Annotated in this window: 24 protein-coding genes and 1 pseudogene; 16 read left to right on the top strand and 9 right to left on the bottom strand. The window is 65.8% G+C overall.

The window, feature by feature from the left end:
* Positions 1-248 precede the first annotated feature (248 nt).
* Together N4261_RS03750 and N4261_RS03755 are read left to right on the top strand one after the other, a co-directional pair.
* On the top strand, positions 249-659 hold the full coding sequence (locus N4261_RS03750) for a fasciclin domain-containing protein (RefSeq protein WP_261758881.1): 411 nt from the start codon (positions 249-251) through the stop codon (positions 657-659).
* A gap of 78 nt (positions 660-737) precedes the next feature.
* Entirely contained in the window at positions 738-1190 is a 453-nt protein-coding gene (locus N4261_RS03755) for a fasciclin domain-containing protein (RefSeq protein ID WP_261758882.1), read from the top strand.
* 257 nt (positions 1191-1447) lie between these two features.
* Here the strand turns inward: N4261_RS03755 and N4261_RS03760 are convergent.
* The 3 genes and pseudogenes from N4261_RS03760 to N4261_RS03770 all read right to left on the bottom strand — a co-directional run.
* Positions 1448-1624, bottom strand: a pseudogene (locus N4261_RS03760) (zinc-binding dehydrogenase); the annotation flags it as partial.
* A gap of 282 nt (positions 1625-1906) precedes the next feature.
* Positions 1907-3040, bottom strand: coding sequence for a hypothetical protein (locus N4261_RS03765; RefSeq protein ID WP_261758883.1), 1134 nt, complete (start codon positions 3038-3040; stop codon positions 1907-1909).
* Between the two features lie 198 nt (positions 3041-3238).
* Positions 3239-4597, bottom strand: coding sequence for a DUF418 domain-containing protein (locus N4261_RS03770; RefSeq protein ID WP_261758884.1), 1359 nt, complete (start codon positions 4595-4597; stop codon positions 3239-3241).
* Positions 4598-5051: 454 nt separating this feature from the next.
* Here N4261_RS03770 and N4261_RS03775 point away from each other — a divergent pair, with 454 nt between their 5' ends.
* The 4 genes from N4261_RS03775 to N4261_RS03790 all read left to right on the top strand — a co-directional run bounded on the left by N4261_RS03775 (position 5052) and on the right by N4261_RS03790 (position 9210).
* A complete protein-coding gene (locus tag N4261_RS03775) occupies positions 5052-5480 on the top strand; it encodes a DUF4148 domain-containing protein (protein WP_261758885.1) in 429 nt (142 codons plus the stop codon).
* 163 nt (positions 5481-5643) lie between these two features.
* Positions 5644-6126, top strand: coding sequence for a MarR family winged helix-turn-helix transcriptional regulator (locus tag N4261_RS03780; RefSeq protein ID WP_261758886.1), 483 nt, complete (start codon positions 5644-5646; stop codon positions 6124-6126).
* 186 nt (positions 6127-6312) lie between these two features.
* Complete coding sequence (locus N4261_RS03785; protein WP_261758887.1) at positions 6313-6765, top strand: group II truncated hemoglobin; 453 nt, start codon at positions 6313-6315, stop codon at positions 6763-6765.
* A 237-nt stretch (positions 6766-7002) separates the two neighbouring features.
* Positions 7003-9210, top strand: coding sequence for a DNA/RNA non-specific endonuclease (locus N4261_RS03790; protein WP_261758888.1), 2208 nt, complete (start codon positions 7003-7005; stop codon positions 9208-9210).
* Between the two features lie 67 nt (positions 9211-9277).
* Here N4261_RS03790 and N4261_RS03795 read toward each other — a convergent pair whose 3' ends face one another.
* The 5 genes from N4261_RS03795 to N4261_RS03815 all read right to left on the bottom strand — a co-directional run bounded on the left by N4261_RS03795 (position 9278) and on the right by N4261_RS03815 (position 14117).
* Positions 9278-9643, bottom strand: a complete 366-nt coding sequence (locus N4261_RS03795; RefSeq protein WP_261758889.1) for a response regulator — start codon at positions 9641-9643, stop codon at positions 9278-9280.
* A 74-nt stretch (positions 9644-9717) separates the two neighbouring features.
* Complete coding sequence (locus tag N4261_RS03800) at positions 9718-10335, bottom strand: hypothetical protein (RefSeq protein ID WP_261758890.1); 618 nt, start codon at positions 10333-10335, stop codon at positions 9718-9720.
* Positions 10336-10342: 7 nt separating this feature from the next.
* On the bottom strand, positions 10343-11059 hold the full coding sequence (locus tag N4261_RS03805; protein ID WP_261758891.1) for a methyl-accepting chemotaxis protein: 717 nt from the start codon (positions 11057-11059) through the stop codon (positions 10343-10345).
* Entirely contained in the window at positions 11052-13427 is a 2376-nt protein-coding gene (locus N4261_RS03810) for an ATP-binding protein (protein WP_261758892.1), read from the bottom strand. Before N4261_RS03810 ends, N4261_RS03805 begins: the two co-directional genes overlap by 8 nt.
* Before the next feature lie 210 nt (positions 13428-13637).
* A complete protein-coding gene (locus N4261_RS03815; RefSeq protein WP_261758893.1) occupies positions 13638-14117 on the bottom strand; it encodes a hypothetical protein in 480 nt (159 codons plus the stop codon).
* 199 nt (positions 14118-14316) lie between these two features.
* Here N4261_RS03815 and N4261_RS03820 point away from each other — a divergent pair, with 199 nt between their 5' ends.
* From N4261_RS03820 to N4261_RS03850, 7 genes are all read left to right on the top strand, one after another.
* A complete protein-coding gene (locus N4261_RS03820) occupies positions 14317-15822 on the top strand; it encodes an HrpF/NolX family T3SS translocon protein (protein WP_261758894.1) in 1506 nt (501 codons plus the stop codon).
* Positions 15823-15985: 163 nt separating this feature from the next.
* Positions 15986-16576 (top strand): DUF2939 domain-containing protein, encoded by a 591-nt coding sequence (locus N4261_RS03825; protein ID WP_261758895.1) that lies wholly within the window; start codon positions 15986-15988, stop codon positions 16574-16576.
* Positions 16577-16655: 79 nt separating this feature from the next.
* Entirely contained in the window at positions 16656-16970 is a 315-nt protein-coding gene (locus tag N4261_RS03830) for a hypothetical protein (protein ID WP_261758896.1), read from the top strand.
* A gap of 153 nt (positions 16971-17123) precedes the next feature.
* On the top strand, positions 17124-17960 hold the full coding sequence (locus N4261_RS03835) for an inositol monophosphatase family protein (RefSeq protein WP_261758897.1): 837 nt from the start codon (positions 17124-17126) through the stop codon (positions 17958-17960).
* Entirely contained in the window at positions 17957-18577 is a 621-nt protein-coding gene (locus tag N4261_RS03840) for an NAD(P)-dependent oxidoreductase (protein ID WP_261758898.1), read from the top strand. Before N4261_RS03835 ends, N4261_RS03840 begins: the two co-directional genes overlap by 4 nt.
* 375 nt (positions 18578-18952) lie before the next feature.
* Positions 18953-19636 (top strand): type 1 glutamine amidotransferase domain-containing protein, encoded by a 684-nt coding sequence (locus N4261_RS03845; RefSeq protein WP_261758899.1) that lies wholly within the window; start codon positions 18953-18955, stop codon positions 19634-19636.
* A gap of 124 nt (positions 19637-19760) precedes the next feature.
* Positions 19761-20597 (top strand): alpha/beta fold hydrolase, encoded by an 837-nt coding sequence (locus N4261_RS03850; protein ID WP_261758900.1) that lies wholly within the window; start codon positions 19761-19763, stop codon positions 20595-20597.
* A 129-nt stretch (positions 20598-20726) separates the two neighbouring features.
* Here N4261_RS03850 and N4261_RS03855 read toward each other — a convergent pair whose 3' ends face one another.
* A complete protein-coding gene (locus tag N4261_RS03855) occupies positions 20727-21530 on the bottom strand; it encodes an AraC family transcriptional regulator (protein WP_261758901.1) in 804 nt (267 codons plus the stop codon).
* Between the two features lie 140 nt (positions 21531-21670).
* On the opposite strand from N4261_RS03855, the gene N4261_RS03860 reads away from it, so the two are divergent.
* The 3 genes from N4261_RS03860 (at position 21671) to N4261_RS03875 (ending at position 25833) form a co-directional block, all read left to right on the top strand.
* Entirely contained in the window at positions 21671-22573 is a 903-nt protein-coding gene (locus N4261_RS03860; RefSeq protein ID WP_261758902.1) for a LysR family transcriptional regulator, read from the top strand.
* 472 nt (positions 22574-23045) lie between these two features.
* Positions 23046-24683, top strand: coding sequence for an endo alpha-1,4 polygalactosaminidase (locus N4261_RS26135; protein WP_354005399.1), 1638 nt, complete (start codon positions 23046-23048; stop codon positions 24681-24683).
* Between the two features lie 151 nt (positions 24684-24834).
* Positions 24835-25833, top strand: a complete 999-nt coding sequence (locus N4261_RS03875) for a Gfo/Idh/MocA family protein (RefSeq protein WP_261758903.1) — start codon at positions 24835-24837, stop codon at positions 25831-25833.
* The last annotated feature ends 33 nt before the right edge of the window (positions 25834-25866 follow it).

Genomic DNA, 25866 nt, shown 5'->3' on the forward strand with positions numbered 1-25866 from the left:
CTGTTGAATCGAGAATATTGAGTCAAAGACCACAATTGGCGACTCAATAACGTTGCATTTCGATTTCGGCGCCATACAGTCCGGCCATGCCCTCCGAGCCATCTCGCCACTTCGAAAGCGCTGCCCTTCGTGCTGCAACGGCAGTTGGTACGCCTCGGCGCGCGAAGTGCGCAAACGTCGAAGGAACCCCTTCGCGACCTTCGTTCAGCAACCGCTGAATTCATCCACTTGCCATCAGCGAGTCAAACATGCACGACATCGTCGACACCGCCGTTGAAGCTGGAAGCTTCAAAACTCTCGCCGCGGCACTGACCGCAGCCAATCTGGTCGGCACTCTCCGCGGCGCCGGTCCGTTCACGGTCTTCGCGCCGACCGACGAGGCGTTCGCCAAGCTTCCCGCCGGCACTGTGGAGGCCCTGCTGGCGGACATTCCCAAGCTCACCGCGATCCTGACCTACCACGTCGTCGCCGGCGCGGTGATGGCCGCCGACGTGGTCAAGATGGACGGCCAATCGGCCCAGACCGTCAATGGCGCCTCCCTGAAGATCAGCACCACGGGAGGCGTCAAGCTCAACGGCACCACGTCGGTTGTCAAGACCGACATCTCCTGTACCAACGGCGTCATCCATGTGATCGATTCGGTGTTGCTGCCCGCCTGAGTCAGCACGCACCGAACCGCATCTGCAGGTGTTCCAAACCCGGCGGCCCAGCCGTCTGACACTTCGAAAGTACATCCCATGAAGAAGCTCCTCATCGCTGGCGCCATCGCGCTGGCCAGCGTCGCCGCCCAAGCCAAGGACGTCGTCGACACTGCCGTCGCTGCCGGCAATTTCAAGACGCTCGTCGCCGCGGTGCAGGCGGCCGGTCTCGTCGATACGTTGAAGGGCAAGGGCCCGTTCACCGTCTTTGCGCCGACCGACGAAGCATTCGCGAAGTTGCCGAAGGCCGACCTCGACGCATTGCTGAAGGACAAGGCGAAGCTGACCGCCGTTCTGACCTACCACGTCGTCGCAGGCCAGGTTCTGGCCAAGGACATCAAGCCCGGCAAGGTCAAGACCGTGCAAGGCGGCGAAGTCACGCTGTCGACGACCGGCGGCGTGACCGTCAATGGCGCGAAGGTGATCAAGGCGGACATCGTTGCCGACAACGGCGCGATCCATGTGATCGATACGGTGTTGATGCCCAAGTAACTGCGGACCCCGAGAGCATTCCAGGCGATACGAGAACACAAGCTCGTTCGCCTGGAAGAGCCGTGCGCGCGGCTCGCGCCTGGCAGGCGTGGAGGGATGGCGCTTGCGTCGTCACCAACAAGAATGCCGAATCTGCTCAGCCGTGCCGGGGAGACCCGGCGCATAGGCACGTCTGCTCACGAATTGCTTTGCTTCCAGAAGCTCCGGCACGACATGCCTTCGAGTGCTAATCGCCGACGAGCTGTGAAGCGTCACATCTAGACCTTCATCACGACCTTGCCGATGTGTTGCCCACGGGCCAGGTAGCGATGCGCGTCCACCACCTCTCGCAGCGCGAAGAGGCGATCGATGTGCACGAGCAGACTGCCCTCGGACAGTCCGTCGTGCAAGTACTTCAGCCCACGCTGCAGCGCCCCGTCGTCCCGCGCAAGTGTGGCTGAGGCGGCTGGTGGAGGACGCCTGCTCGCAGACCATGGGTCATCTGGGGGTCGGCGGTGTGGCGTCGCTCAGCCCGCAGTTGCCAGGTTCACTTTGACAGACCATCTGGCCGGCCTTCGTGCAGGGCCGAACCTCGCCCTGGCGCTGGGCGGTGTGACCGCGGGGCGGGCAGCGGTGGCGAGTGTTGCGCAGCTGAGGATTCGGGCTGAAGAGGTCGGTAGACCGACGCCCGGCAAGCCCTGACGCTCAAGTCTCTGCCGGAATCACCGGACCAGAGATCAACTGCCCAGGTTATAGCGTGCCTTGAGATCCATCATCAGGAGCCTGGAGGTAGCGCCTTCAGGCATGCCACCGCTCTCCATGATTCTGTCCTTGAGGACGGCTATTTGGTCGAGCTTTTCTTCCCGATTCGGCGCTTGGTGGATGGCCTGCACTTCAGCCTGATGCTTCTCGACAGCACCGGAGAGGAAGTCATGGAGTTCGGGAGACACCGTCTTCGCTGGAGCTGGCTTGCTCGAATTGCCAGGCTGCATGTCGAGAAGTGACTGCGACATCGAGGGGCGAATCGTCGCGATCGGGACCAGTGCCACCTTGGAAATGGAGCCTGGATTGACCTTTCGGTCGCCAGTCAAGCTGTTCACAAAATCCCCATCGTGGGCACTGGCAGCGTTGCTCACGGCGTCCCACGACTTTCCTGTTTCGATCTTTCCTTCCTTGAACCCGGCGCCTTGCGGTGCCACCACGGCGTACATGACATTGGTCTTGTCGGGCTTGACGTAGTCGTCGACGGGACGGTTGGACATGTAGAGCCCGGGTCCGTGAATGTTCATTCCGGCAACGCCGCCACCCAGGCCGCGATTCGCATCGGCAGAAAAGCCTTGATTCCGGATCGCGGTGGCGTTCTCCTGAGTGGTGACGTGATAGCCGAACACTTGGACAGGCCCGTGCTGGCCCTGCAACGCATCCTTGATTTTCGCTTCGATCTCGCTGCTCTGCGCCTTGGTTGGAACCTGCGAGTGCATCGTAAGACCCGGAATGTCGATCACCCTGCCGCCGAGTGGGCTGGCTCCGGCGGTAGGCGCTGAGATGGCGCCGATCTGCGATGCCTGTGCCGGCATGTCTGATCCCAGTTGCCCGGTGCGGGTTGGCAGGACGGCGATCCGTCTCATTTGCCTCGCCGGCTGATCGGTCGCGATGTCGGCATCATCACCGGGCCGCTTTGTCGCGGTCGAGCCGGCGGACAGGGGCAGGGATGGCCTGCGACTGGTGGCTGCGGTCAGGCCCGACAGTTCATAGCCGCCGGGTGGCCGTGCGGCGCCACTTTCTCCCGGTGACGTGCGAGGGAGCGAATTCGATGGCTGAGCCCCGCCGATCGGAGGGTTCGTCGTCGGCGCGTCACCTTGAATCTTCATTGAAAGGCCTCGGGGAAAACCATTTCGCCCGATGGTGTTGGCCTTTCGGAGCGCACGATCGTGCGCACGCGAAGCTGGCGACGAGGAGGCGAATCAAGCCCCGACCCTCATGGGGGATGCCATCCCCCGCACGCCCCCAAGGCGTCAACCGCCGGAAGTCTTTGACAGGGCCTCAGAGGCGTCCGCCAGATTTCGCCCTCAGGCCGCAGCGTAGCGCGATCGAATGGCGTGGCGCTTCCAGTACGTCAGCGAGCGCCAGATCCATTCGAGCGGGCCGAAGCGGAAGTGCCGCATCCACAACCCGCTGAACGTCAGGTTCACGAGCCAGATCGACACCACAACATAGTGGTACTGGTAATACTCCAGGCGTCCGTAGAGTGCCAGCGGAGACCAGACGAACACGATCTTGCACAGCAGGCTGGTCAGGATGTAGTTCGTCAGCGCCATGCGGCCCACATCGCGCAGACGCGCAGCGATCGGCGCAAACGGCGCCCATCGGCTCAGCAGCAACAGGGCGGCCGCATTGGCGAACATCACCAGAATCTGCACCCCGATGTAGGGAAGGTACAGCCACCTCATGTTGGCGTAGGCGCTGAAGCCCTCCTGGTGAGCCGCCCAGATGCCGAAAGCCACCACCGGCGCCGCCAGCCCATAGCCCGTCATGCAGATCGCTGCATAGGTGCGTGTACGCCACTGGCCTGACAGGAACCCGGACTTGTACAGCCCCATGCCGACCAGCATGGCGCCAAGAACCTCGGCGATCCAGCCCGAGGTGAAGATCCAGGACACGAAGTTGAGGAATGCGCTGGCGCGAGACCGGAATCCGTCCAGGTAGGCCTCTGCATGCACCTTCTCGACGGCCGCGGTCGCCTTGGCTTGCCGCTCCATGTCCTGCTTGTCTTTTTTGGCGAGAAGCGAGGTCTGCGCGGGGGTCAGCGGCAGGCCTTGCGCCTTGGCGGCAACCGCCTCGTGCAGCGCTCGCCCATCGCGCAGCGTGTCGCCCGCCCTGAACGCGTTGGACAGACCCCATGTCCCTCCCACTGCCCACACGATCAGGCCCACGACCATCAGGCGGCGCGCCGGCAGATGCCGCAGCGGGTACAGACAGAGCAGGGCGGTGGCGCCGTACATCAGCAGGATGTCGCCGCTCCAGATCAGCACGCCGTGGAGAAAGCCGAACACGATGAGCCACATGTTGCGCCGGTGGAAGGCGTCGGCCTCCTCCATTCCGCGGTTCGCGCCCGCCAGACGCTGCGTGAAGAGGACCACGCCGGCACCGAAGAGCATGGCGAACAGGGCCCGCATCTTTCCTTCGATGAAGAACCACTTGAACGAAAAGATCAGCAGGTCCAGCGGCGCATGCCAGCCGACGAAGGCGGGCTGGGCCAGGCCGATCGGAATGTTGTGGAAGGACTCCGGGCCCGCGAAGGTGTCGATGTTGGCCGCAAGAATGCCCAGCAGCGCGAAACCGCGGAGCATGTCGATCGTGTGGAGCCGATCATTCGTGGGGGTCGGTTGGGCGAGGGCGGTGGAGGGCGGCATAGGCAGGGGCGTCATTCAGCGTGGGCGGGTGTCGGTGCAGGACCTCACCGAGGGTCGCATCGAGGGGTGCATCGATGGGCGCTTCAATGGCGGCGGGATTCTGGAGTGAGAGGTCGCAGAGAGCCATGCCCTATTAGAGGTAGCCGCAGAGGCGATCCAGAAGCCATCCATTGACGTATGGCGTCCCCTTTGAAGCCGCCCCGAAAGCACTTCACGCTGACCCACCCGATGACTTCCTGTGCCTTGCGCACAGGGCGGGACCCTTGGAGCAACGTTTCAAGGTGGGCGGTGGACGCAGGCTATCGCGCCGATAGATAACATTGTTGGCAATTAACTAGCACACGAATGATTAGTTCGATACAGTTCATCCCATCGACGCAGCGTGGCACCCAACTGGAGGTCACAAGCGGCGAGTCCCTCCACCCCAGCGCTTCAAATGATTTGCGCGCTAATCGTTAAGGAACTCATCATGTCCAAGATCATCTCTGTTGCCGTGGTTTCCAGCCTTTTCGCTGGCCTGATCGCTTTCTCCGGCGTGGCCGCCGCGCAAGCCTCGGACAAGCCGCTGACCCGCGAGCAAGTTGTTGCGCAACTCCAGGCCGCCCGTGCCTCGGGCGAGCTTGCACGAGTCCAAAGCGAGAACGGGAGCTTCAGCCCCATCGAGATCGGCTCGAGCCGTGTCAGCCGCGCTCAAGTGATCGAGGAACTCAAGCGCAGCCAAGCCAGCGGTGAGATCGATGCGGCGTTCCGGGATTCCCATGCGTACCCGGCGCCGTTGGTGACGAAGTCGGCGTCCTCGCCCGTGACCCGCGAGCAAGTGAAGGCCGAACTTGAGCGTGCTCGCAAGAGCGGTGAGTTCGCCCGCCTGAACGGCAACGACAGTCACGTGGGCCTGTGAGGCTCAAGACCTGGGTCGGTCGCGGTCAGCCGCGGTCGACCCTGATGAGCGGATCGCCCGGCTGGATCCCTTCTCGGGGCCCTCGCCGGGCGCATGGACATTGACCTTCGAACGGCCGAGAAAGGCTGGCATGACGCCCAACAACGCCAACAATGCCAATGACTTGTCCGAGGAACGGCAAGCCATCGAGACGTCGGGCGCGGTCGGTTGCGATGGCTCGGTGATTCTTGAGGAGCAACTCTGTTTTTCTCTCTACACCAGCGCGCTGGCGATGATGCAGGTCTACAAGCCGATGCTCGAGCGCATCGGGCTGACCTATCCGCAGTTCCTGGTGATGACGTCGCTGTGGCAGTCGGATGGCGTGACCGTGAAGCAACTGGCGGAGCGCCTGCGGCAAGACTCAGGTTCCCTGACGCCGCTGGTCAAGCGGCTCGAAGTGGCGGGCTATCTTCAACGAGCCCGCGATCGCCGGGATGAACGCAATCTGTGCATCACTCTGACTGCCGAGGGGCGGGCATTGCAAGCGAAGGGCAGGGCGGTGAGCCAGCAATTCGCCAAAGCGTGCGAGCTGCCCACCGACCAATCCACACAGCTGCGTGACGGGCTCACCGCGTTGGACGCTCGGCTGCGCGGTCGGCACAGGTAAAGAGGAGAGGGCCATGGGGGCTGCTCCATGGCACAGGACAGTACAACCACGCCTTCCCCCTAGCGAGCTGCCGTGCCTCGCCCGCGGTCCATCCTGGAACCCCAACTTCATGCCTTAATCGCACGGTCCGGCGCCATTGACTTCGCCTGAGACCGCACCCCATGCCGTACCGATCAAGGAGCTGACATGAGCACCGACTCCCTGTTTGAAGCCGTCGGCGGCGCAGAAGGCGTCCTGCGTCTGGCACACGCCTGGCATCAGCACGTGCTCGCCGATGACGTGGTGGCGCATGCCTTCAGCCACGGGTTCCATCCTCAGCACACCGAGCGGCTGGCCGCCTACTGGGGTGAAGCATGGGGCGGGCCGGCCACCTACAGCCAGCATTACGGCAGCGAATCCTCGGTGGTGCGCATGCACAGCGGCAACGGGTCCCATGAGGACATGGATGATCGCGCCATTGCGTGCTTTGATCGCGCACTGGTCGATGCGGGCATTGCAGATCCGGCGCTCTGCGCGGTGCTTCACGACTACTTCGCCTGGACCACACGACACACCATGGCGGCCTATCCCAAAAAGACGGACACGGTGCCCGACCACCTCCGCCTTCCTCACTGGTCCTGGAACGGCTTGCAGTCGTAGCCGGCCCGATCGCCGAATGCCGGACGCCCATCGGATCGAGGTCGATGGCATGCGGACCATGCCGCAACCGACCCCGTCATCCCCACATTTGATGAGGTGCACGCTGCCCATCTCCCCTCATCTCAGGGGCCGCATCACCAAGCAGAAGTCGCGTTGGAAAACTGTCATCAAACGATGGTTGTGAGACGCCGTTGAACGCGGTACACCTTCGGCCAACACGGACGACGGGAGTGCGGCATGGCGCTTTGGTTGCAGGAGATCGACAAGGCGAAGGCGCGCGGCGCCGGAACAGACCTGCAGGCGCTGTCCGACTTCTCGCGCGGCAAGGCGCCGAACGAGTTGAGTCCGCCGCAGCAGTTGGCCGATCGAAAGCGCTTCCTTGACCAGAGCCTGCAAGACGAAGAAACGTCCGGTCGACTCTTCGAGCGAATCATCTCGGGCAATGAACTGCAGGACGTCAACTACCTGGCGAGAGGCGCCCGCGCCGCCCGAGCCATTGCCAGGGTCGTCATCAGGACGCCCTCCGGGCAATTGGCCGGCTATGGCACGGGTTTCCTCATCGCGCCGAGGGTGCTCATCACCAATCACCATGTGCTGGAGAACGCGGCGGCGTCGGCGCGATCTCAAGCACAGTTCGAGTATGAGGTCGACCTCGACGGTCGGCCGCTGGCGCCCGTCACCTTCGGGCTGATGCCCAGCGAGCTCTTCTACTCGTCCAAGGAACTCGACTTCACCGTGGTCGCTGTCCAGCCATTGGCCGAGGTCGGCGAGACCTCGCTGGACACCTACGGCTGCCTGCCGCTGGTGGGGACCCAGGGCAAGGTTGCGGACGGGGAGTGGCTGACCATCATCCAACACCCGGGCGGTGAGCGTAAGCAGGTCTGCGTGCGGGAGAACAAGCTCCTGAAGCGCGACAAGGACGTGCTGTGGTACTCGACCGATACGCTGGGCGGATCGTCCGGATCGCCCACCTTCAACAACGACTGGTACGTGGTGGCCCTCCATCACAGCGGTGTGCCTGAGGAGCGGGACGGGCGGATCCAGACCGTGCACGGCACCGATTTCGACCCGGCCAAGCATGGCGAACAGGACATCAAGTGGATTGCCAACGAAGGCATCCGGGTGTCCCGGATTGTCGAGACCCTGACGCAGTCGCTGGCCGATCACCCGCTGCTGCGGCCCGTCTTTCGGGCCACCCCGGAAAGCGCGCGAATTCTTCCAACATCGGTCGACAAGCTGCGCAGCACCGCAGCGCCTGCCTGGCGTCGGCCCGATCCCTCCGTCTCAGCGCCGACCGCACCTCAAGGAGAGCCTCCCATGGATCATCAAAGCACACGCACTGTCCTCGTCACCTTGGAAATCGACCCCTCGGGCCAGGCGCGCGTGGTCGGAAGCGCGGGTGCCTCGTTGGAAGCCACGTCCGGCTCGTTCGAGGCCCGGCCCAACCCGAGCGAAGGGGCGCCGTTCGATGTCCCCTTCAATGCGAAATACGACGACCGTGAGGGTTACGCAGAGGACTTCCTCGCACCCGGCGCGGTGTCCGTGAAGCTGCCCGAACTGTCCCCTGCGCTGGCGCAGGCGGCTGCCGTTCTGATTGGTGCCCCCGCAGACGCGGGCCCCGAGAAGCACCTGCTGAAGTACCACAACTACGCGGTGGTCATGCACAAGACGCGTCGCCTGGCCTTGTTCTCCGCGGCCAATGTGGATTTCTCCGGCCGATTCGCCATGTCCCGCCCGACGGACGTTTGGCGCACCGACCCGCGCATCAAGCTGGAGGAGCAACTCTCGAACTTCTACTACGCGCGGAACCAGTTCGACCGCGGGCACCTCACCCGGCGGGAAGACCTGGAGTTCGGCAGCACCCGCAAGGCGGCGCTCCAGTCGGCGGCGGACACCTGCCATTGGACCAACTGCACGCCGCAGCACGCGAAGTTCAACCAGAACAAGGAACTTTGGCAGGGTGTGGAGCGGCACGTGCTCGAAGACGCGATCGAGCGCGACAGCTTCAAGGCCCAGGTCATCACCGGCCCCGTGCTTCAGGAAGACGATCCCGTCTGGGACCGTTTCCCCGAGATCCAATATCCGGTGCGGTTCTGGAAAGTCGTGGCCGCGCTCAACAGCGAGAACGAACTCTTCGCCACGGCCTACATCCTCGATCAATCGGAGGTCATCGACCAGTACGGCATCGAGGCGGCGCCCGCCATTCCGTTCACCGATTTCAAGACCTTCCAAGTCCCCATCGCCGAGGTGGAGCGGCTGACCGGGCTGACCTTCACCGCGAGCGTCAACGGCACCGACGCCTCACTCCAGGACTTCGATCCGTTGAAGACCAAGGCCGCGCGGCGCGCACGCCGCCCACGTGGCGCCGGACGCGCGGAATCCGTCGGCATCGTGGCGCCTGATGGCTATCTGCCGCTCGGCTCGCTTGACGACATCATCCGCTAGGCGGTCGCTGGCGTGTCGGGTGCTTGCGTCACGGCGCCATGGGCTCGCCGTGGAGGCGGGGCGGGGGCTACCCGACCAGCTTCTTCACCGAGCCGATCACCGCAGGGCCGTTGAACGGCTTGACGATCCAGCCCTTCACCCCGGCGGCCTTGCCGCGTTCCTTCATGGCGGGCGAGTTCTCCGTCGTCAGCATGATGATGTTGACGGACTGATTGCCCAGTTCGCCGCGGACCTTCTCGGCCATCGTCAACCCGTCCATGTTGGGCATGTTGACGTCGCAGACCACCAGCTTGATGGCGCTGTCCGCCTTCAGCTTCGCCAGACCGTCCCGGCCATCGACCGCATAGGCCACGCTCAAACCGTTGCCCTGCAGGAAACTGCCCACTTCGTTGCGGACCGTGCTGGAGTCGTCCACTACCAGGATCTGTGCCATCTCTTTTCTCTCCGATGCAGCATGGATGAATGATCAATTGAATGAATAAATGAATGAAAGGCCGGGTCCCGGCCTCAGAACATTTCGAGTTCGCCGACGCCCACATCGCCGGCCGCCACGGGCGGTGCAATGAAGTCGACATCGCCGTAGGCGCAGACGCAGTAGCTCGCCAGCCGGTGCGAACCGTCGTCCAGCGCCATGCGGAAGTGCCGGACGTGGCCGTAGCGCAGCAGGGCCAGGTGGTCGACGCAATGCGCATCGAGTCGGTGCGGCGTGGACATGCCGACCAGCGGGAACACCCGTCCCAGTTCTCGGTTCAGCGCCCCGCAGAACAGATTGCCGGTTTCCGCCAGCGCATCCGCCAGCGCCTCTTGGGCCGCCTGCTCGTCGCCGTGCGCCGGGCTCAGACCGTGTTGCGTGGGCCGCTTGGCGAGGGATGCGGCATCCGCTTCGTGATGCAGGAACAGCACCAGGCTGAAGCTGGACGATGCCACAGTGAGCATGACCACCGCGCCTCTCGGTTCTGCCGCCGGCCCGAAGCCCGACGCTGTCCTGGACGGCCGTGGCGGAGGGGCCAGGCTGTCCATGGCGACCATGCCGATCTCGGTCCGCCCGGACGGCACCAGCGTCGTGCGCATGCAGTGCTGAACGAACTGGTCGAAGCCCTGTTTGGCTCGATCGCTGATGTTCATCGCGCGCTCACCCCGCCGAGACGTCGAGCAGTCGACGGTTCGCCAGTTCCAGCCCGGTCAGCGCTCCCATGATCAGTCGCCCCGAGGCCTGCACATCCTGGAAGGTAGAGGTGGTGATGAGGTCGTTCTCATGCAGCGCGTTGCCGTAGTCCTGCGAGAGCTTGGCCGCATCCGAGGCCAGCTTGCGCATCTCTTCGGCCACCACCGCGAAGCCGCGGCCCGATTCGCCGGCGCGGGCCGCTTCGATCGACGCGTTCAGCGTCACGATGATCATGTGGCGCACGATCCGGGCGAAGTCGCCGTTCTTGTCGTGCATGCCCTTGTTGTGGGAAAGCAGCGCATCCATGGCGTGGTGCCAGCGCTCGAAGGTTTGCTCGATCTTCATCAGTTCACCGATGTCCTGGGCCACCTGGCCGTTGCCGCTCAGCAGTTGCACCAGGCGGTCCTGCGCGCTCGTGTGCCGCAGGCTGTCTTCAACCTGCTGGCGTTGCAACCGTTCCAGTGCCTGCACGGCCTCGGCCCGCGCCAACGCGGCGGCTTCCGCATCTTGCGCCGCACGCGCCGTCAGCGCCGCCAGCTCGTGTGTCAGCTCGTCAGCGCGGAGACGCATTACCCGGGCGTCTTCCGCAAGAGCGTCCTGCTCTTTCAGGCGTCGCCGCAGGCGCCAGTACACGCCGGCCGCGGCCACCAATCCGAGCAGCAGTCCGATGCCGAACTCAAGCATGGATCGGCTCCTCGGTCATGCCGATGTCGGCCGGCACCACGAAACGCTCGGGCAGGGTGATGACGGTACGGAAAGGCACATAACCGTTCACTGGAATCGCGTCGCGCGCCAGCACGAGCGCGATGTCCCCGCCTTCGGCATTCAGGAAGGCGCGGACGGCGTCCATGCCGACACCGCGTCCAGACACCTCCGTCACCTGATCGGCCGTCGAGAAACCGGGCGAGAAGACCAGTTCGGCCAGCGCCACCGACGGCATCTCTGCCGACACGTCGATCAGGCCGAGCGCCAGCGCGCGCTCGCGAATGCGGTCCAGCGCCAGGCCGCGACCGTCGTCGACGATCTCGATGCGAAGACGTCCCTCCACCTGCTGCGCCGAGATCACGATCTGTCCCGCCGCGCGCTTGCCTGCGGCGATGCGCGCCAGCGCCGGCTCGATGCCGTGGTCGATCGCGTTGCGGCACAGATGTACGAAGACGTTGCGCAGCGTGCCTCCGATCTGCGCATGCAGCCGCATACCGTGGTCGTCGACCTGCACCTCGGGCGCTTCCTTGCCGAGTTGCGCCGCCAATTGCGGCAGCGAGTCGAGCACCGGGGCCAACTGCTCACCGAGGGTTTCGGTGCCGACTCGCGCCATCGATGCCCGCAACCGCTGCCAGGCCGGCGACTGCGCGAGGTTCGCGCCGGCGGCGGTGTCCCCCATCGATTCCAGCAGCCGCTGCCACGACCTGACCTGCTCGCGCGGAATCAGCGCGAATTTCTCAACATCGCCGCGGCGGCCCGGGCCGTGGCGTCCGAGCTTGGTTTCGCTCAAGTGGCGGTATTCGTGGAGGACCTGGCGGAGACCGGCCAATCGGACGTTCAGCGACGAGGCGTCCCAGTCCTCCAGTCCGGCACGCAGACGGTCGAAGTGTTCCTCCACCTCGTGGCCCGCGTCTGCCAGTTGCAGCAGTCCGTGCGTTCGGGCGTTTCCCTTGACCGTGTGGACATTGCGGAACAGCACATTGATCGCGTCCACGCGCTCGCTCGGCGGGGCACCCTCGGCGTGTTCGACGACGTCGCAGCTCTCGTCGAGCAGCGTGGTCGCGTCGGCGCAGAAGGCCTGGAACTTCTCCTGATGCACGCCGAGGATCTCGCCGATCATGCCCAGCTCGCGGCGCTGCGACTGCGCGGCGCGGGCCAGCGCACGCAGGTCGGTGACGTCGCGCACGCACACCAGCAGGCGGTCGACCTGATCCTGCTCATTCATCATCGGCGACCAGTTCAGGTCGAGGATCTTGACCCGGCCGTCGGCCATGGTCTTCTCGATCTCGGCGGGCAGCAGGTGGGCGTTGAACTCGAAGTTCATCGCATCCTCGCCGATGCAGGCCGCGATCGCGGCGTCGACCTGCGACAGCGCATCGGCACCCAGGTCGGTGTCGGCGAACAGCACCTCCATGGCGAGTTGGCCGGCCACATCGGTGCGCTCCAGGACGATCGCCAGATGCTGCGACACCTCCGGATGGATCCGGCCGCCAGACTCGATGGCGAGGATGCCTTGCGGGATGTTGTCGAGCATCGCGTGGATGTCGGCGGTCTTGCGTCGGACCTGGGCGGCACTTTCCTCGATCTTCTCGATCATGAGGTTGAAGGCCTGCAGTGACTTGCCGATCTCGTCGTCGCGTTCGACCTGGACCCGATGCGAGAAATCCTGCGTCGTGGCGATGCGGGTCATCGACGCCTGCATGTCGCCGATGGGCGCGACGATGCGGCGGTAGAGCACGAAGCCGATGACGCCCAGGAATGCCAGCGCGGCGAGGGTGACCATCGCCAGCATCACCAGCGTGGCGCTCAAGCGCTCGTTGAGCTTGCGGATCGCCTCGTCCTTGCTGCGGTTCTTCTCGATGTCGAGTGTGCCCAGCGCCTCGCCTTGCTCGCGCAGATATTGGTCCACCGTCGCGGCCATGTTGGCCTGCGCCACGTCGCGCTGTCCGGCGAGCGCCAACTTGGCGGTGTCGTCCAGCGATTGAAAATAGTTCTTCTGACTCTCACGGACCAGCTCGACCAGACCGCGCTGCGCCTTGGAATCGGACTGCGCGTCCAGCTCGTCCACGGCCTTGCTCAAGGCGTCGCGGCGATGGGCGGTCTCCTCATAGGCCTGCCGAATGGTGGCTTCGTCAGGGGCGGAGACCATGCCCAGCGCAGCAATGTGCACCTCTTTGAGTTTGGTCAGCAGCGCGACCGACTTGATGGCGCTGGGCACGACGGTTTCTGTGACGAAACGGACTTCTCGTTCGCTTTTGCGCGCCTGGTACATGGCCAGGGCGCCCACCGTCAGCAGGGCCAGGAACGATGCCGCCACGAGCAGCAGGATGCGGGCTCGGATGTTCATGCATGACTCTCTCAACAACGACCGAAAGGACCCCATCAGCGGCCGATGCCGTTGATGGGGGTGACACGCGGACCTCGAAGCGGGCGTCGTGTCGACTCGGCCGCAATGTAGAGAGCGTCGATGTCTGTTTCCATATGTTGCAGCGAGGGGCTCCTGAAAATCCAGACTCCTGTGAACGAGCCCACGCCGCAGGCCGCCGTCATCCGTTTTTCATACGACCGTCACCGTTGGGCTGGCCGGAATCCGGCCTTGATTCAGCCCCAAGGACTTCGCTTCGCCGGACAGCGCATCGCACCGCATCGGCTGCCCCGGCGGCGCGGGGATCGAATCACGGGAATCTGCCTCCACAAGGACCGGCATGTCCCACCGCATCGCCACCGCCGCCAGAACCGCAGGTCCAACCGCCCCTGACAGTGCTGCCCACGCCGTGCTCGCGCCGCAGGTGATGGCGCTGCAGCCGCTGCTGCAGGCGTTGTTGAAGGCGACCTCCCGAAGCTGTCTGGAGCGCGCGTCGATCGGCGCTGAGCGCGCGGCCGCGTTCGGCGATGCGGCGAGCCTCTTGCGGCAGGGCATGCGCACAGGCTTGGAGGGCGGACACCCTCCCCAGCCGACGCTGGGTCTGGGCACGCGGACCCACACGCAAGCGGTGGCGATGCCGACGACGGCGCCGTGCGCCGATTCGGCGGTCATCGGCGGGCTCGTCTCCCAGCGATCGACCTCTTCCGCGCCTGCAGGCCAAGGTCTGGCCTCGACGCCGCGAGGGGACGAGCTGGCCCTGGCATTCGCGACGAATGCGCGCTTGGGTTCATCAATGGGATCAGTTCAGGATGCTCGACGTTTCGCGGCCACGGAGACGTGCACCGCGCGGCGCCCCACCGATCACGACGTCGTGGCCATCCTGGGTCGTCACGAGGCCCGCTTCAAAAAGGCGGATCCCGAGGCGTTGCGCGCCATGGCGAGCGACGCCACGACACCGCCCGACCTGAAGCGCGCGCTCGATGAATTGCTGCGCAAACCCGGGCTTCAGAAGGCCGTGATGCCGGGCGGCACCCTGAATGCCAAAGGCATCAACGACGCGCAGAAGCACATGCCTGGACAGCGCGCCTATGCGGAAGCGAAGGCGCGCGAGTACACCCAGAACTATGTGCCGTCGGACGCGCCCGAAGGGCAGGCCGGCCCGCGCCCGATGACGTCTAACGACGCGATGCGCGAGCTCTTCAAGTATTCCGACGAGCTGCCCAAGAAGGTCTCGCGCGAGGCTCTGCGAGACATTGCCAACGGGACCGCAGGCGCCGGCAAATGCCCGCCCCAGCTTCAGGCGGCGGCCCAGTTTTATGTGGACAACCCCGCCGCCTGGCAGCGCGACTTCGGCTGCGATCCGGAGAAGTCCCTCCGCAAGGACAAGCTGCTGAACCGGAGCGACGACAAGATCCAGCTCACGCAGAAAGAGCACGACACGCTCAACACCTTGTCGACACATCGAGACGTTTTCTTCGGCGGCAAGAGCCTCACGCCCGAGACCTTGAAGAAGCAGGCAAACGATGACCAGGCCGATCCGCAGGTGCGCGAGGCCGCGCGCGAACTGCTCGGCAACAAGATGCTCTTTGCCATGCTGGACAACGGCAAGCACCAGCACGGCGGCAACCTGATCCATCCCGCCAACGACAAGAAGATCGGCGAGGGCGACCTCAATGCGTGGTTGAGCAAGATGAACAAGACGGTGGCGTCGGCGCACACGGCGGCCACCTCACCGGCGGACTTCAGCTTGAGCGCCACCCGCGACATGCTGGAGGGCCAATTCAATCAGCCGGACTTCAAGCACAAGAAAGGCGGCGGTCTGGCGGACTTCGGTGCGGGGCTGTTGAAGGGCGTCGGCTTCGTGGCCGGTCTGGCATCCGGCGCGCTGGGCGCGGTGGCCAATCTGCGCATTCCGGGGGTGAGTTGGCTGGCGGGTGCCGGGGCGGTGGGGCTCAGCATGGCCGAGGGCGGTGCCAAGGTGGGCGCCACCGCCATTGAAGGCGGCGATGTGAAGGCGCAAGGGATTGCCGCCGGCATCGGCACGGCGGCCACGCTCGCGGGGCTGGTCGGCGGGAAGGGCGCATCGCAGGCGGCCAAGCAGGGTCTGGAGGGCGCTGCGGAGCAAGGACGCAAGGGCGCCCAGCGCTGGTCTCAGAAGGCGGTGACGGCAGATACCGACGTCACCCGCGGCGAGACGGTGGCCGCGGCCGCCAAGGGCATGGCCGAGCGGCTCGCTGCGGGCGCCGTGGTTTCCGGCGGCATGCAGGTGATGGACAGCGGTGGAAGCCGCAGCGACGCGCCCGTCGGCGGGGCCCTGGCGCGCCGGCAGGTGGATGCGCAGTTGCAAGGGATCGCGGCGTCGTATGGACGGATCTGAGTGAGGCCGTGAATGGGTGGCCTGCAGCGGGGCCGGGCGCCCCGGACGTCGGGCGCGCATCATCTTGAGCCCGGAGACGGGGCTGGAAGCATTGGACGACGCTCATTGAACGAGTGCGGGCCGGTCCTTCCAAAAGGCTGCCGCTCTCTGCGAGGATGTCGCCATGAACAAACCCACCGTTCTCAAGGTCGCCGTGGCGGCCGCGCTTATCGGGCTCGCCGGCTACTGGTATTGGTCGCCCTTCCTCGCCCTTCATCAGATGCGAGAGGCCGCCAAGTCGAGCGACGCCGAAGCATTCAATGAGCACGTCGACTACCCCCGGCTGCGTGAAAGCCTGAAGCGCCAGTTGGCCGCTGCCATCGAAGGCCGTGCGGGACAGTCGGCCCAGTCCGACAGCCCGCTCGGCAAGTCCGGCGCCGCGCTGGGCTCGATGCTCGCCCTGGCCGTGGTGGACCGGATGGTGGACACCTTCGTTCAACCCACGGCGGTGATGCGTGTCATGCAAGAGGGCAAGCTGCTCCCGAATCCGAAAGAGGATCGCCCGTCCGGCGAACCCCAAGCGCCGGGCGAGGGCGCGGACGCCGGCGCTGGCCGCAGCGATCCGGTCTGGTCGACCGAGCGCCGTGGCGTCAACGAATTCCTCTTGCATCTGCGCAAGGCCGATCAGCCGGATGACCGTCGCACCTCGCTGGTGTTCGAGCGCCGCGGCTTCGCCAACTGGCAGCTCACCGAGATCCGGATCGCGCCGATCTGAGCGCGGACCGCGCGACGCTCACCGTCCGCGGCAGTTGCCGCACCATCCGACTCCCCATCATCCTTTGCACGACATCCCCATGGCCTTCGACATGTACGTCGGCGATCGCCGCGAGGTGATCCACGAGCACGAGACGCCGCTCTTCACGCTGGCTGCCGCCTCGGCCGGCGATTTCCCTCAGCTCAACGCGCTGTGGTCCCGCTTCTATAGCGACAGCAGCCTCTATCCGGAGCAGGCTCAGGCCCTGGTCCATGAGCTGCTGGCGCTGCACGCACGGCATGGGGGACCAGGCGGGCAGGGCGGCAAGGGCATGGCGCAGACGGTGCTGCGCCTGGCGGCGTTCTTCAGCGCGGCGGCTTGTGCGGGCCGCAGTATTCGTTGTTCCGGGGATTGAAGCGCGAGGGGCCTCGTTGCCCCAATGGCAAAGGGGGACAGCTTCTGAGATGCATCTGAATCACTGATTCCTTGCCGAAAGTGCACTGGACGCCATCTCCCGCCCTCCCTATCGTGCGGCCACGTGCTTCATCCCCGCACGAGGAATTCGCAGATGTTTGATCCTGTCCCGTCCCTGTCCAGCGCCGACAGCGACCTTCTCTTGCTGGACGCGATGATCGGCGTCGCCCAGAACGCCGGCAGCCGGCTGCTCGCGGCCTTTTCGACCGATGCACGTCCCGACAGCCGTGAAGCCCTGATCGCCGGCGTGGCCGCCAACGAGGACCGCGTGGCCGATGGCCTGCAACGGGCCCTGATGGCACTGCGTCCCCAGGCCCGATGGCTCACCAACGAAGTCGAAAGCGCCCCATTGCCGGACGGCGAGTGGTGGGTGGTCGATGCGGTGGAGGGCAACGTCAACCATGTCCATGGTCTTCGCGATTGGGGCGTCAGCCTCACCCTCATGCGGGAGCAGCGGCCGGTGGCGGCGGTCGTTCATCAACCGTTGGAGGCGTTGACCTGGACGGCCGTGCGCGGCGGCGGCGCCCGCTGCAACGGCGCGGCCATCCATGTCAGCGCGAAGTCCCGGCTCGATGCCGCCATCGCCACCACCGGGCAGGCCGAAGCGCAACAGGTGCAGACCTACGGCCCCATTGGTGCCTCCATCACCCACATGCTTCATCACGCGCTGCTGGTGCGCATGACCGTCCCGTCCACCTTCCCGATGATGCAGCTGGCGCGCGGCCAGAACGATGTGTTCTGGCAATACTGCCCCGTGCTCCCTGGCGTGGCAGCGGGCTGGCTGATCGTGACCGAGGCGGGCGGCGTCGTCAGCCGGATCGATGGCACCCCGTGGGCTACGGGCGCCCCGGACATCCTGATGACCGCACCGCATCTGCATGCCGCCGCCGTTCATGCGCTCAACGGCCACGAGCAGGTGGAGCTGGCATGAAACTCGCCATCCTTGGCGCGAATGGCCGCACCGGCCAGGAACTGGTCCGCCAGGCGCTGCGTCGTGGGCATCACGTCGTGGCGCTGATGCGCGATCCCGCGCAATCTCGTCTGGCGCCGCAGGCGCAGCTTCAGCTGGTGCGTGTCGACGCGTTCGATCCGGCATCGCTGCGCCAGGCGATCACGCCTGATGTCACCGTGCTGTCGGCCTTGGGCACCGTCAAGGGCGGCCCGCTGGGCGTGCTGGACGCCGGCGCACGCGCGTGTGTAGCGGCCCGGCCTGCACGCATCCTCTGGCTCGGAGCCTTCGGCACCGGTGCGTCGGCGCAGGTCGGTGGCTGGGCCGTGCGGACGCTTCTGGGCCTCGCCCTGCGCCGGGACCTGCCCGACAAGGTCGCGGCGGACTCGCGGGTCCTGAGCGCGGGCGGCACGGTCTTTCATGCGGGGCCGTTGTCGAATCGCCCGATCAGCGCGGCAAGGCGCGCGGTCGGGCTGGCGCAGATACCGGCGCGCTTCTTTCCCGCCAGCATCAGTCGCGCCACGGTCGCCGCCGCCATGTTGGATGAGGCAGAGGCGCCCAAGTTCGCCGGTCGTGTGGCGGTGCCGCTGGAAGGCTGACGGTCATCCGCGGCGCCCAGGGATCGCGGCAGGGCGCTGCAACCGCGGTGCGACGCCGACGCACTCGGGCCGCCCTCGAACCGGTCGCGCAGGCCCTGCCGCAGGCAAGCCGTTTGAGGGCAGGGCAGGGCGCCTTGAAGAGACCACAAAGACTTTTCAAGAATCACTAGACGACTGGTCTATTTAATCGTTATCATGAGCCCATGCGCTGTTGAAGAGCGGGCCCGGTGAAACGACCCCGGCCATCCCGGCAACAGGCCGCAGGACGGTGCTGCCGTGCTGCGCTCAACCCGCCACCTCGCTGAGGTGTTTTTTCAGGCCAAACGACTAGTAGACTGGTCTAGGTTGTTCAAATTCTTGCTTTAGGAGATTGAAATGAAAGTTCTGATGGTCCTCACCTCCCACGATCAACTCGGCAACACGGGCCGCAAGACCGGCTTCTGGCTGGAAGAGCTGGCCGCGCCGTACTACGCGTTCAAGGAAGCCGGCGCCGAGATCGTGCTGGCCTCGCCCAAGGGCGGCCAGCCGCCGCTCGATCCCAAGAGCAATGAGCCGATGTTCCAGACCGAGCTGACCCGCCGCTTCGAGAACGATGCCGACGCCACCGCCCAGCTCGCCCACACCGTGCGCCTGGACTCGGTCTCCCAGGCCGACTTCGACACCGTGTTCTATCCCGGCGGCCACGGCCCGCTGTGGGACCTGACCGAAGATCCGCGCTCCGTCGCGCTGATCGAATCGTTCATCGCCGCCGACAAGCCGGTCGCCCTGGTCTGCCACGCCCCCGGCGTGCTGCGCGATGTGAAGGCGCCCAACGGCCGTCCGCTGGTCGAAGGCAAGCAGGTCACCGGCTTCGCCAACACCGAGGAAGAAGGCGTGGGCCTGACCCAGGTCGTGCCTTACCTGGTGGAAGACATGCTGATCGCCAAGGGCGGCGTCTACTCCAAGGGCGCGGACTGGGGCTCGTACGTCGTCACCGACGGCCTACTCATCACCGGCCAGAACCCCGGCTCCTCGGCCGAAGCCGCCCAGGTGCTGATCAGCCGCCTCGCTGCGGCCTGAGCCCATCTGCGATGAGCCGACGCGCGCCCGCGTCGGCTCATCGCCCCCCCGAATTGATTTCATCTCGTGGTGCCTTCATCGGGCACCCCGATCGACCTCGCCCATCTGAGAAAGCGCCACGATCATGACCACGCCCTACATCACAGCCAATGACGGTGTTCAGCTCTACTACAAGGACTGGGGCCCGCGTGACGGCCAGCCCATCGTCTTCAGCCACGGCTGGCCGCTGAGCTCGGACAGTTGGGAAAGCCAGATGATCTTTCTGGCCAGCCAGGGTTATCGCGTCATCGCCCACGATCGCCGTGGCCATGGACGTTCGACCCAGCCTTGGGAAGGCAACGACATGGACCACTACGCCGATGACCTGTCCACCGTCATCGAGACGCTGAACCTCAAGAATGCGGTGTTGGTGGGCTTCTCCACCGGCGGCGGCGAAGTCGCCCGCTACATCGGCCGGCATGGCACCTCGCGGGTGGCCAAGGTGGCGCTGGTGTCGGCGGTCACGCCGGTGATGATCAAGTCCGAGAAGAACCCCAACGGCGTGCCGATTGAGGTGTTCGACGGCATCCGCGCCGGCCAGTTGGCCAACCGCGCCCAGCTGTACAAGGACATCGCGGCCGGTCCGTTCTTCGGCTTCAACCGTCCGGGCGCGAAGGTCTCCCAAGGCCTGATCGACAACTGGTGGCTGCAGGGCATGCAGGCCGGACACAAGAACACCTATGACTCCATCAAGGCGTTCTCGGAATCCGACATGACCGATGACCTGAAGAAGATTGATCGCCCGACCTTGGTCGTGCACGGTGATGACGACCAGATCGTGCCCATCGACATCTCGGGACGCGCTGCGGTGAAGTTGGTCAAGGGGGCACAGCTCATCGAGTATCCGGGTGCGCCGCACGGCCTGACCGACACCCACAAGGATCGTCTGAACGCCGACTTGCTCGCCTTTATTCGTCAATGAGCGGACGCGAGGGCCCTTGGATGAAACGAACGGCCATCGTCGGTGTCGAGCCCGCGCGTTGCTGGTGCTCGGTTCGCCGGTGGCCGCTCATGTCGCCTTGTCTTGGGGATGCCGGTCCCGTGCGAGCCGTCAGACGATCTGCCCCGGAGTGACGCCAAAGGCCGCTTTGAAGCGACGCGTCAGATGGGCCTGATCCGCGAAGCCGACTTCAGACGCCGCTTGCGCCAGAGGAATGCCAGCGCGGATCAGCGTGCGTGCGGCCGACAGACGCAGCGCGGTGTGATACACCGCCGGCGAGCAGTGGAAGGCTTCGGAGAACACATGAGTCAGACGGGATTCGCTGATGCCTGCGATCGCAGCCAGGTCGGCCGTTCGGACGTCCTCGGCGAAATGTGCATGCAGATAGTCCCGAGCGAGCGCCGCGGCCTTGGGCTGCCGGGGATGGGCGCGACGCGAGGCGGATTCCGGTGTCGACAGGCCGGCCATCAGGCTGCGCTGCAGCAGCCGGAACAGCAGCTCTTGTCGGCCCAGCGCGCTGTCACCCCGGGTTTCGATCCGTCGGTGCACCGCCAGCGCACATGGCACCAAGGCGCTGCCGCTGAGCAATACCGGGGCGGTCGGCATGCGCAGGCGGGCGTCGGTCATCCACAGCCGCGACAGGGCGCAGACATCCACATAGATGGCGCGGTAGCTGTAACCCTCGGCCGCGACGGGCGCGCCATCGTGGGCCAGCCCGGGGGGCAAGATCAGCAGATCGCCGGCCTGCGCCACCCACCGGCGGCCAGCGGCCTGGAAGGTCTGCACGCCGCCTTCGAAGTAGGCGATGACCAGCTCCGGATGGGCATGTGTGCTGAACTTGTGGGCCACGCGCGAGGCGCTCAGGAACTCCACGCACAACTCGTGGTCACGCCAAAGCTTGACGGCAGCGCTCATAGACAAGGGCAACTTCGATCGGTCCGCAATCGCTGCCGGGGACAACGGTGTCACCGCCTCAGCGTTCGGGCCGCGACGTTAGGGAAACGGCCCCGCGCCGTCCAGTGACCTTTCGGCAATCACTTCATTACGCAGACGCAATGGACCTCAATCTACTCACCGCGCTCGATGCGCTGCTGGAGCACAACAGCGTGGCGGCGGCGGCCGTGCGTCTGCACCTCACGCCGCCCGCCGTCAGCCGCACCCTGGCGCGCATCCGCCATGTCACCGGCGACGACATCCTGGTGCGCGCCGGACGCTCCATGGTGCCGACGCCCTACGCACTCTCGATCCGCACGCAGGTGCGCGCGCTGGTGCAGGAGGCCAGCAGCGTCTTGAGGCCGGCGAATGCGCTGGACCTCGGCACCCTGGACCGCGTCTTCACCCTGCGCGGCCACGACGCGCTGCTGGCCGCGCTCGCTCCCGCCCTGCTCGCCGCCGTGCGCACCAGCGCGCCGTCGGTGCGCATGCGCTTTCTGGGCGAGGCGGCGTCCGGCGGCTTCGACGAGCTGCGCAACGAGGTCGACCTGGAACTCGGCTCGACCCTCCCGACGCAGCCGGAGGTCACCCATGAAGTGATCGGTGCGGATGAGCTGGTCGTCGCCCTTCGGCGAGGTCATCCGCAGGCGTGCGCGCGACTCACGCCCAAGAAGCTGGCCTCGCTGGCCCATCTGAATGTGTCGCGACGAGGACGACTGCATGACCGTCTGGACGAGGCCTTCGAGGCCCTGGGCCTGACGCGCCACGTGGTGGCATCGCTGCCCACGGCGGCGGCGGCGCTGGAGGTCGTGGGACGCTCGGACTTCGTGACCATCGTCTCCCGCACCCTGTGTGCACCGATGTGCGCCGCGTGGGAGGTGGTGACGCGGCCGCTGCCGCTGGAACTGCCCGCCGCACCCATCGTGCTCGCGTGGCATCGTCGATTCGATACCGACGTCAGCCACACCTGGATGCGCACGCAGGTCGCACACATGCTGAAGACTCAATTGCAGACGCAGGGGTGATGGCACGCCGGAGGGGGCACGGGGTCGGTGGTGACAGCGTGCGTGGGCGCCGCAGCATGGCCGCGTTGTGACGGTCAGACTGCGGTGGGCAGCCGACACCGATGAAGTGGATTTGGTAACGAATGGTTGAGCGCTGACATGATCGGCGCCGTGCCTCGCGAGCCCGATGCCGACGGGCTTGCCGCCCGTTTTGCTGATCGCTCCGCGCGTGCTGCGGGCTGTCGAGGCGGCGCTTCTTAGCAGGATTGTTCAATCCGGCCGGTGCTCGCTCGCGCCAGACTGCGGCCAGTTCAATCTTGGTGGGCGGCTGGAGTCCAGGTCTGTTCGTCCGCCAGGTGACGGTGATGAGCACGGAGCGCCTCAACGTGTCGTAACACGCTCGGACAACGGTCACTGCAACGGCACGCTTTGGCACGCACAGTCGCGCCGTCCATCTCTGGATCCCTTCCCCCCCATCACAACAGAGGCAAACATGGCTCACCGAGTCCAACTCCGCGCACCAGCGCCCCCGATCCACGCCGATACTGGCACACGATGCCGCACCGCCGAGGGACGCGTCCCCAGCCCCGGCCGCCTGTCGCAGGTCGCTGTGATCCTGAGCAGCTTCGCCACGCTGGGACTGCTGACTGCCTGCGGCGGCGGCTCGGACAATGATGCCGGCACCAGCGTGTTCAAGGCAGCCACGTCGGTGACGGCGACGGCCGCCTCGGCGGACGCCGACGCGAGCTCGGACACCACTGGCCGGGGCCGCGTCTCCATCCAGGCCGCTGCGGCCGCGCTGCCCACCACCACCACGCCGCTGGTCGCCGTCAGCCTCAATGCGTGCACCGAGGCGGTGTCGTCCAGCTGGGACGTCAAGCTCAGCAACTGCAGCGGCAGCACCGCCCAGAACTTCGTCTTCCGTCCGGTGTCCGGCAGCTCGGGCGTCTACACCATCGAGTCCGCCGGCGTGTCCGGCGCCTGCCTCAAGCCCAGCAGCACCCGCGCGGGCGCCTATGTGGAGCTCGACAGCTGCGATGGCAGCACCAAGCAGCAGTTCCAACTGGTGGTGCAGGCAGATCCGAAGCAAGTGGAGCTGCGCAACATGGCCAGCGGCCTGTGCCTGGTGGCGCCGACGAAGCTGGGCAACCTCGGCTTCTCAACTGCCACCTGCAGCAGCAGCAACACCAGGGAGGTGTTCGCACTGACCGCGTCGGCCACATCGGCTCCCGCACCTGCTCCGACACCCGCACCTGCACCTGCACCTGCACCAGCACCAGCACCAGCGCCCACGCCGGCTCCCGCACCCGCGCCGACGCCCGCACCGGCACCCGCGCCCACGCCGGCTCCGGCTCCGGCACCAACGCCTGCGCCTTCTCCCGCACCTGCACCTGCACCGGGCACTTGGTACAAGCCGACCGTGAACACGTCGTGGCACTGGCAGCTGACGGGCACCTTGGACACCAAGGTCAACGCGACCGTCCTTGACATCGACCTCTTCAACACCGATGCCGCCACCATCGCCCAACTGAAGGCCGCCGGCCGCAAGGTGGTGTGCTACTTCTCCGCCGGCAGCGCGGAAAACTGGCGCGCCGACTACGCGCTCTTCCAGGCTTCGGACAAGGGCAAGGGACTGGACGGATGGCCCGGCGAGTACTGGCTGGACACGCGCTCGACGACCGTGCGCAGCGTCATGGTCGCGCGCCTGGACCTGGCCAAGCAGAAGGGCTGTGACGGCGTGGAGCCCGACAACGTCGATGGCTACAGCAACAGCAGCGGCTTCCCGCTCACCGCCGCCCATCAGTTGGACTACAACAAGTTCCTGGCGACGCAGGCCCATGCCCGCGGCCTCGCGGTGGCGCTGAAGAACGACGTCGACCAGGTGGCCGCCCTGGAGCCGTATTTCGACTTCGCGATCAACGAGCAGTGCAACGAGTACTCGGAATGCGGCGTCTACACCGCGTTCACCTCGAAGAACAAGCCCGTGTTCAACGCGGAATACGCGACCAAGTACGCCAAGAACACGAGCGGCGCCCGCGACAAGCTCTGCGCCGCATCCCGCGCGGCCAACATCCGCACCCTGGTGTTGCCGCTCGACCTGGACGGCAGTTCGCGCTACAGCTGCGACTGACCGCCAGCGACCGAGCGAGGCGGTGCATCGCCTCGCTCGGCGTGACTGATCTCCGCATCATCAGCGGTGTCCGCCTCGTGCAGGCACCGCTGATGTCCTTCCATGTCGTGCGACGGCGTTCGACGTCTTTCCAAGAAGCGAGTTCTGATTCATGAGCCCATCCAACCCTGTGAGTTTCGGGATTCTTGGCACCGGCCTGGTGGCCTCCGCCTTTGCGAGGGAATCCTCGAGCTCTCCGAAGGTCCGATTGACGTCGGTCGCCAGTCGCAACATGGCGCGTGCCGAGGCCTTCGCCAGCAAGTTCGGCATCGCCCGTGCGACGGATGCCTACGCCGATCTGCTGGCCGACCCGGACGTCGAGGCGGTCTACATCGCCTTGCCCAACAGCATGCACAAGACGTGGTGCATCCGGGCGGTGGAAGCCGGCAAGCACGTGCTGTGCGAGAAACCCCTGACCGGCACCGCCGCCGATGCCCGGGCCATCTATGACGCCGCCCGTGCGAATGGGCGGCAACTGGTCGAGGCCTATCCCTACCGTGCGCAGCCCCAGTCGATCGAGTTGCTCCGCTTGATCCGCTCCGGTGAACTTGGCCGACCCGTCGCCATCCAGGCGTGCTTTGGCTTCAAGCTGACCAATCCGGAGGACATCCGTCTGAGCCCGGACCTGGCCGGTGGTGCCTTGATGGATGCGGGCGCCTATCCGATCAGCCTGGTGCGGGCCATCGCGGGTGCAAGACCGACGCAGGTCCAGGCTTTCGCGCAGCGTGGTGCCCAATCGGTCGACACCGCGGTGTTGGCCAACCTCGCCTTCGCGGACGGCCTGATGGCGCAGATCGCCTGCAACTTCGGCGCGAGCTCCCATCGGTTTGCCGTGATCGCCTGTGAGAACGGCGTGATCGAGGCGAACTATTCCAACGGAACGCCAGGCAACACGCCGCTCACGCTGCGCCTGAAGCGCCATGCGGCGGATGGGTCGCCCGTGTTCGAGACGATGGAGTTCCACAGCGTCGATGCCTTCCGCGCCGAGGCCGAGTGCTTTGCGGATCACCTGAGGGGTGTTGAGCTCTGGTCCGGCATCACCGAACAGGAGTCGGTGGATGTCGCCGCCATGCTCGAGCAGATCGCGGCGTCCGCCTCCCAGGTCGGTTGACCCTGCCCCGCTTGGCCGATGCGGCGCGCTGGC

Source organism: Roseateles amylovorans, assembly GCF_025398155.2.
Classification (GTDB): domain Bacteria; phylum Pseudomonadota; class Gammaproteobacteria; order Burkholderiales; family Burkholderiaceae_C; genus Roseateles; species Roseateles amylovorans.

Bases quoted from the DNA above. Each gene is read 5' to 3' on its own strand.
- N4261_RS03750 (WP_261758881.1), top strand. From the start codon at position 249: ATGCACGACATCGTCGACACCGCCGTTGAAGCTGGAAGCTTCAAAACT.
- N4261_RS03755 (WP_261758882.1), top strand. From the start codon at position 738: ATGAAGAAGCTCCTCATCGCTGGCGCCATCGCGCTGGCCAGCGTCGCC.
- N4261_RS03850 (WP_261758900.1), top strand. From the start codon at position 19,761: ATGACCACGCCCTACATCACAGCCAATGACGGTGTTCAGCTCTACTAC.
- N4261_RS03805 (WP_261758891.1), bottom strand. From the start codon at position 11,059: ATGCTTGAGTTCGGCATCGGACTGCTGCTCGGATTGGTGGCCGCGGCC.
- N4261_RS03815 (WP_261758893.1), bottom strand. From the start codon at position 14,117: ATGACCGCCGAATCGGCGCACGGCGCCGTCGTCGGCATCGCCACCGCT.
- N4261_RS03855 (WP_261758901.1), bottom strand. From the start codon at position 21,530: ATGAGCGCTGCCGTCAAGCTTTGGCGTGACCACGAGTTGTGCGTGGAG.
- N4261_RS03765 (WP_261758883.1), bottom strand. From the start codon at position 3,040: ATGAAGATTCAAGGTGACGCGCCGACGACGAACCCTCCGATCGGCGGG.
- N4261_RS03835 (WP_261758897.1), top strand. From the start codon at position 17,124: ATGTTTGATCCTGTCCCGTCCCTGTCCAGCGCCGACAGCGACCTTCTC.
- N4261_RS03825 (WP_261758895.1), top strand. From the start codon at position 15,986: ATGAACAAACCCACCGTTCTCAAGGTCGCCGTGGCGGCCGCGCTTATC.
- N4261_RS26135 (WP_354005399.1), top strand. From the start codon at position 23,046: ATGGCTCACCGAGTCCAACTCCGCGCACCAGCGCCCCCGATCCACGCC.
- N4261_RS03810 (WP_261758892.1), bottom strand. From the start codon at position 13,427: ATGAACATCCGAGCCCGCATCCTGCTGCTCGTGGCGGCATCGTTCCTG.
- N4261_RS03860 (WP_261758902.1), top strand. From the start codon at position 21,671: ATGGACCTCAATCTACTCACCGCGCTCGATGCGCTGCTGGAGCACAAC.
- N4261_RS03845 (WP_261758899.1), top strand. From the start codon at position 18,953: ATGAAAGTTCTGATGGTCCTCACCTCCCACGATCAACTCGGCAACACG.
- N4261_RS03775 (WP_261758885.1), top strand. From the start codon at position 5,052: ATGTCCAAGATCATCTCTGTTGCCGTGGTTTCCAGCCTTTTCGCTGGC.
- N4261_RS03830 (WP_261758896.1), top strand. From the start codon at position 16,656: ATGGCCTTCGACATGTACGTCGGCGATCGCCGCGAGGTGATCCACGAG.
- N4261_RS03770 (WP_261758884.1), bottom strand. From the start codon at position 4,597: ATGACGCCCCTGCCTATGCCGCCCTCCACCGCCCTCGCCCAACCGACC.
- N4261_RS03800 (WP_261758890.1), bottom strand. From the start codon at position 10,335: ATGAACATCAGCGATCGAGCCAAACAGGGCTTCGACCAGTTCGTTCAG.
- N4261_RS03785 (WP_261758887.1), top strand. From the start codon at position 6,313: ATGAGCACCGACTCCCTGTTTGAAGCCGTCGGCGGCGCAGAAGGCGTC.
- N4261_RS03795 (WP_261758889.1), bottom strand. From the start codon at position 9,643: ATGGCACAGATCCTGGTAGTGGACGACTCCAGCACGGTCCGCAACGAA.
- N4261_RS03875 (WP_261758903.1), top strand. From the start codon at position 24,835: ATGAGCCCATCCAACCCTGTGAGTTTCGGGATTCTTGGCACCGGCCTG.
- N4261_RS03790 (WP_261758888.1), top strand. From the start codon at position 7,003: ATGGCGCTTTGGTTGCAGGAGATCGACAAGGCGAAGGCGCGCGGCGCC.
- N4261_RS03840 (WP_261758898.1), top strand. From the start codon at position 17,957: ATGAAACTCGCCATCCTTGGCGCGAATGGCCGCACCGGCCAGGAACTG.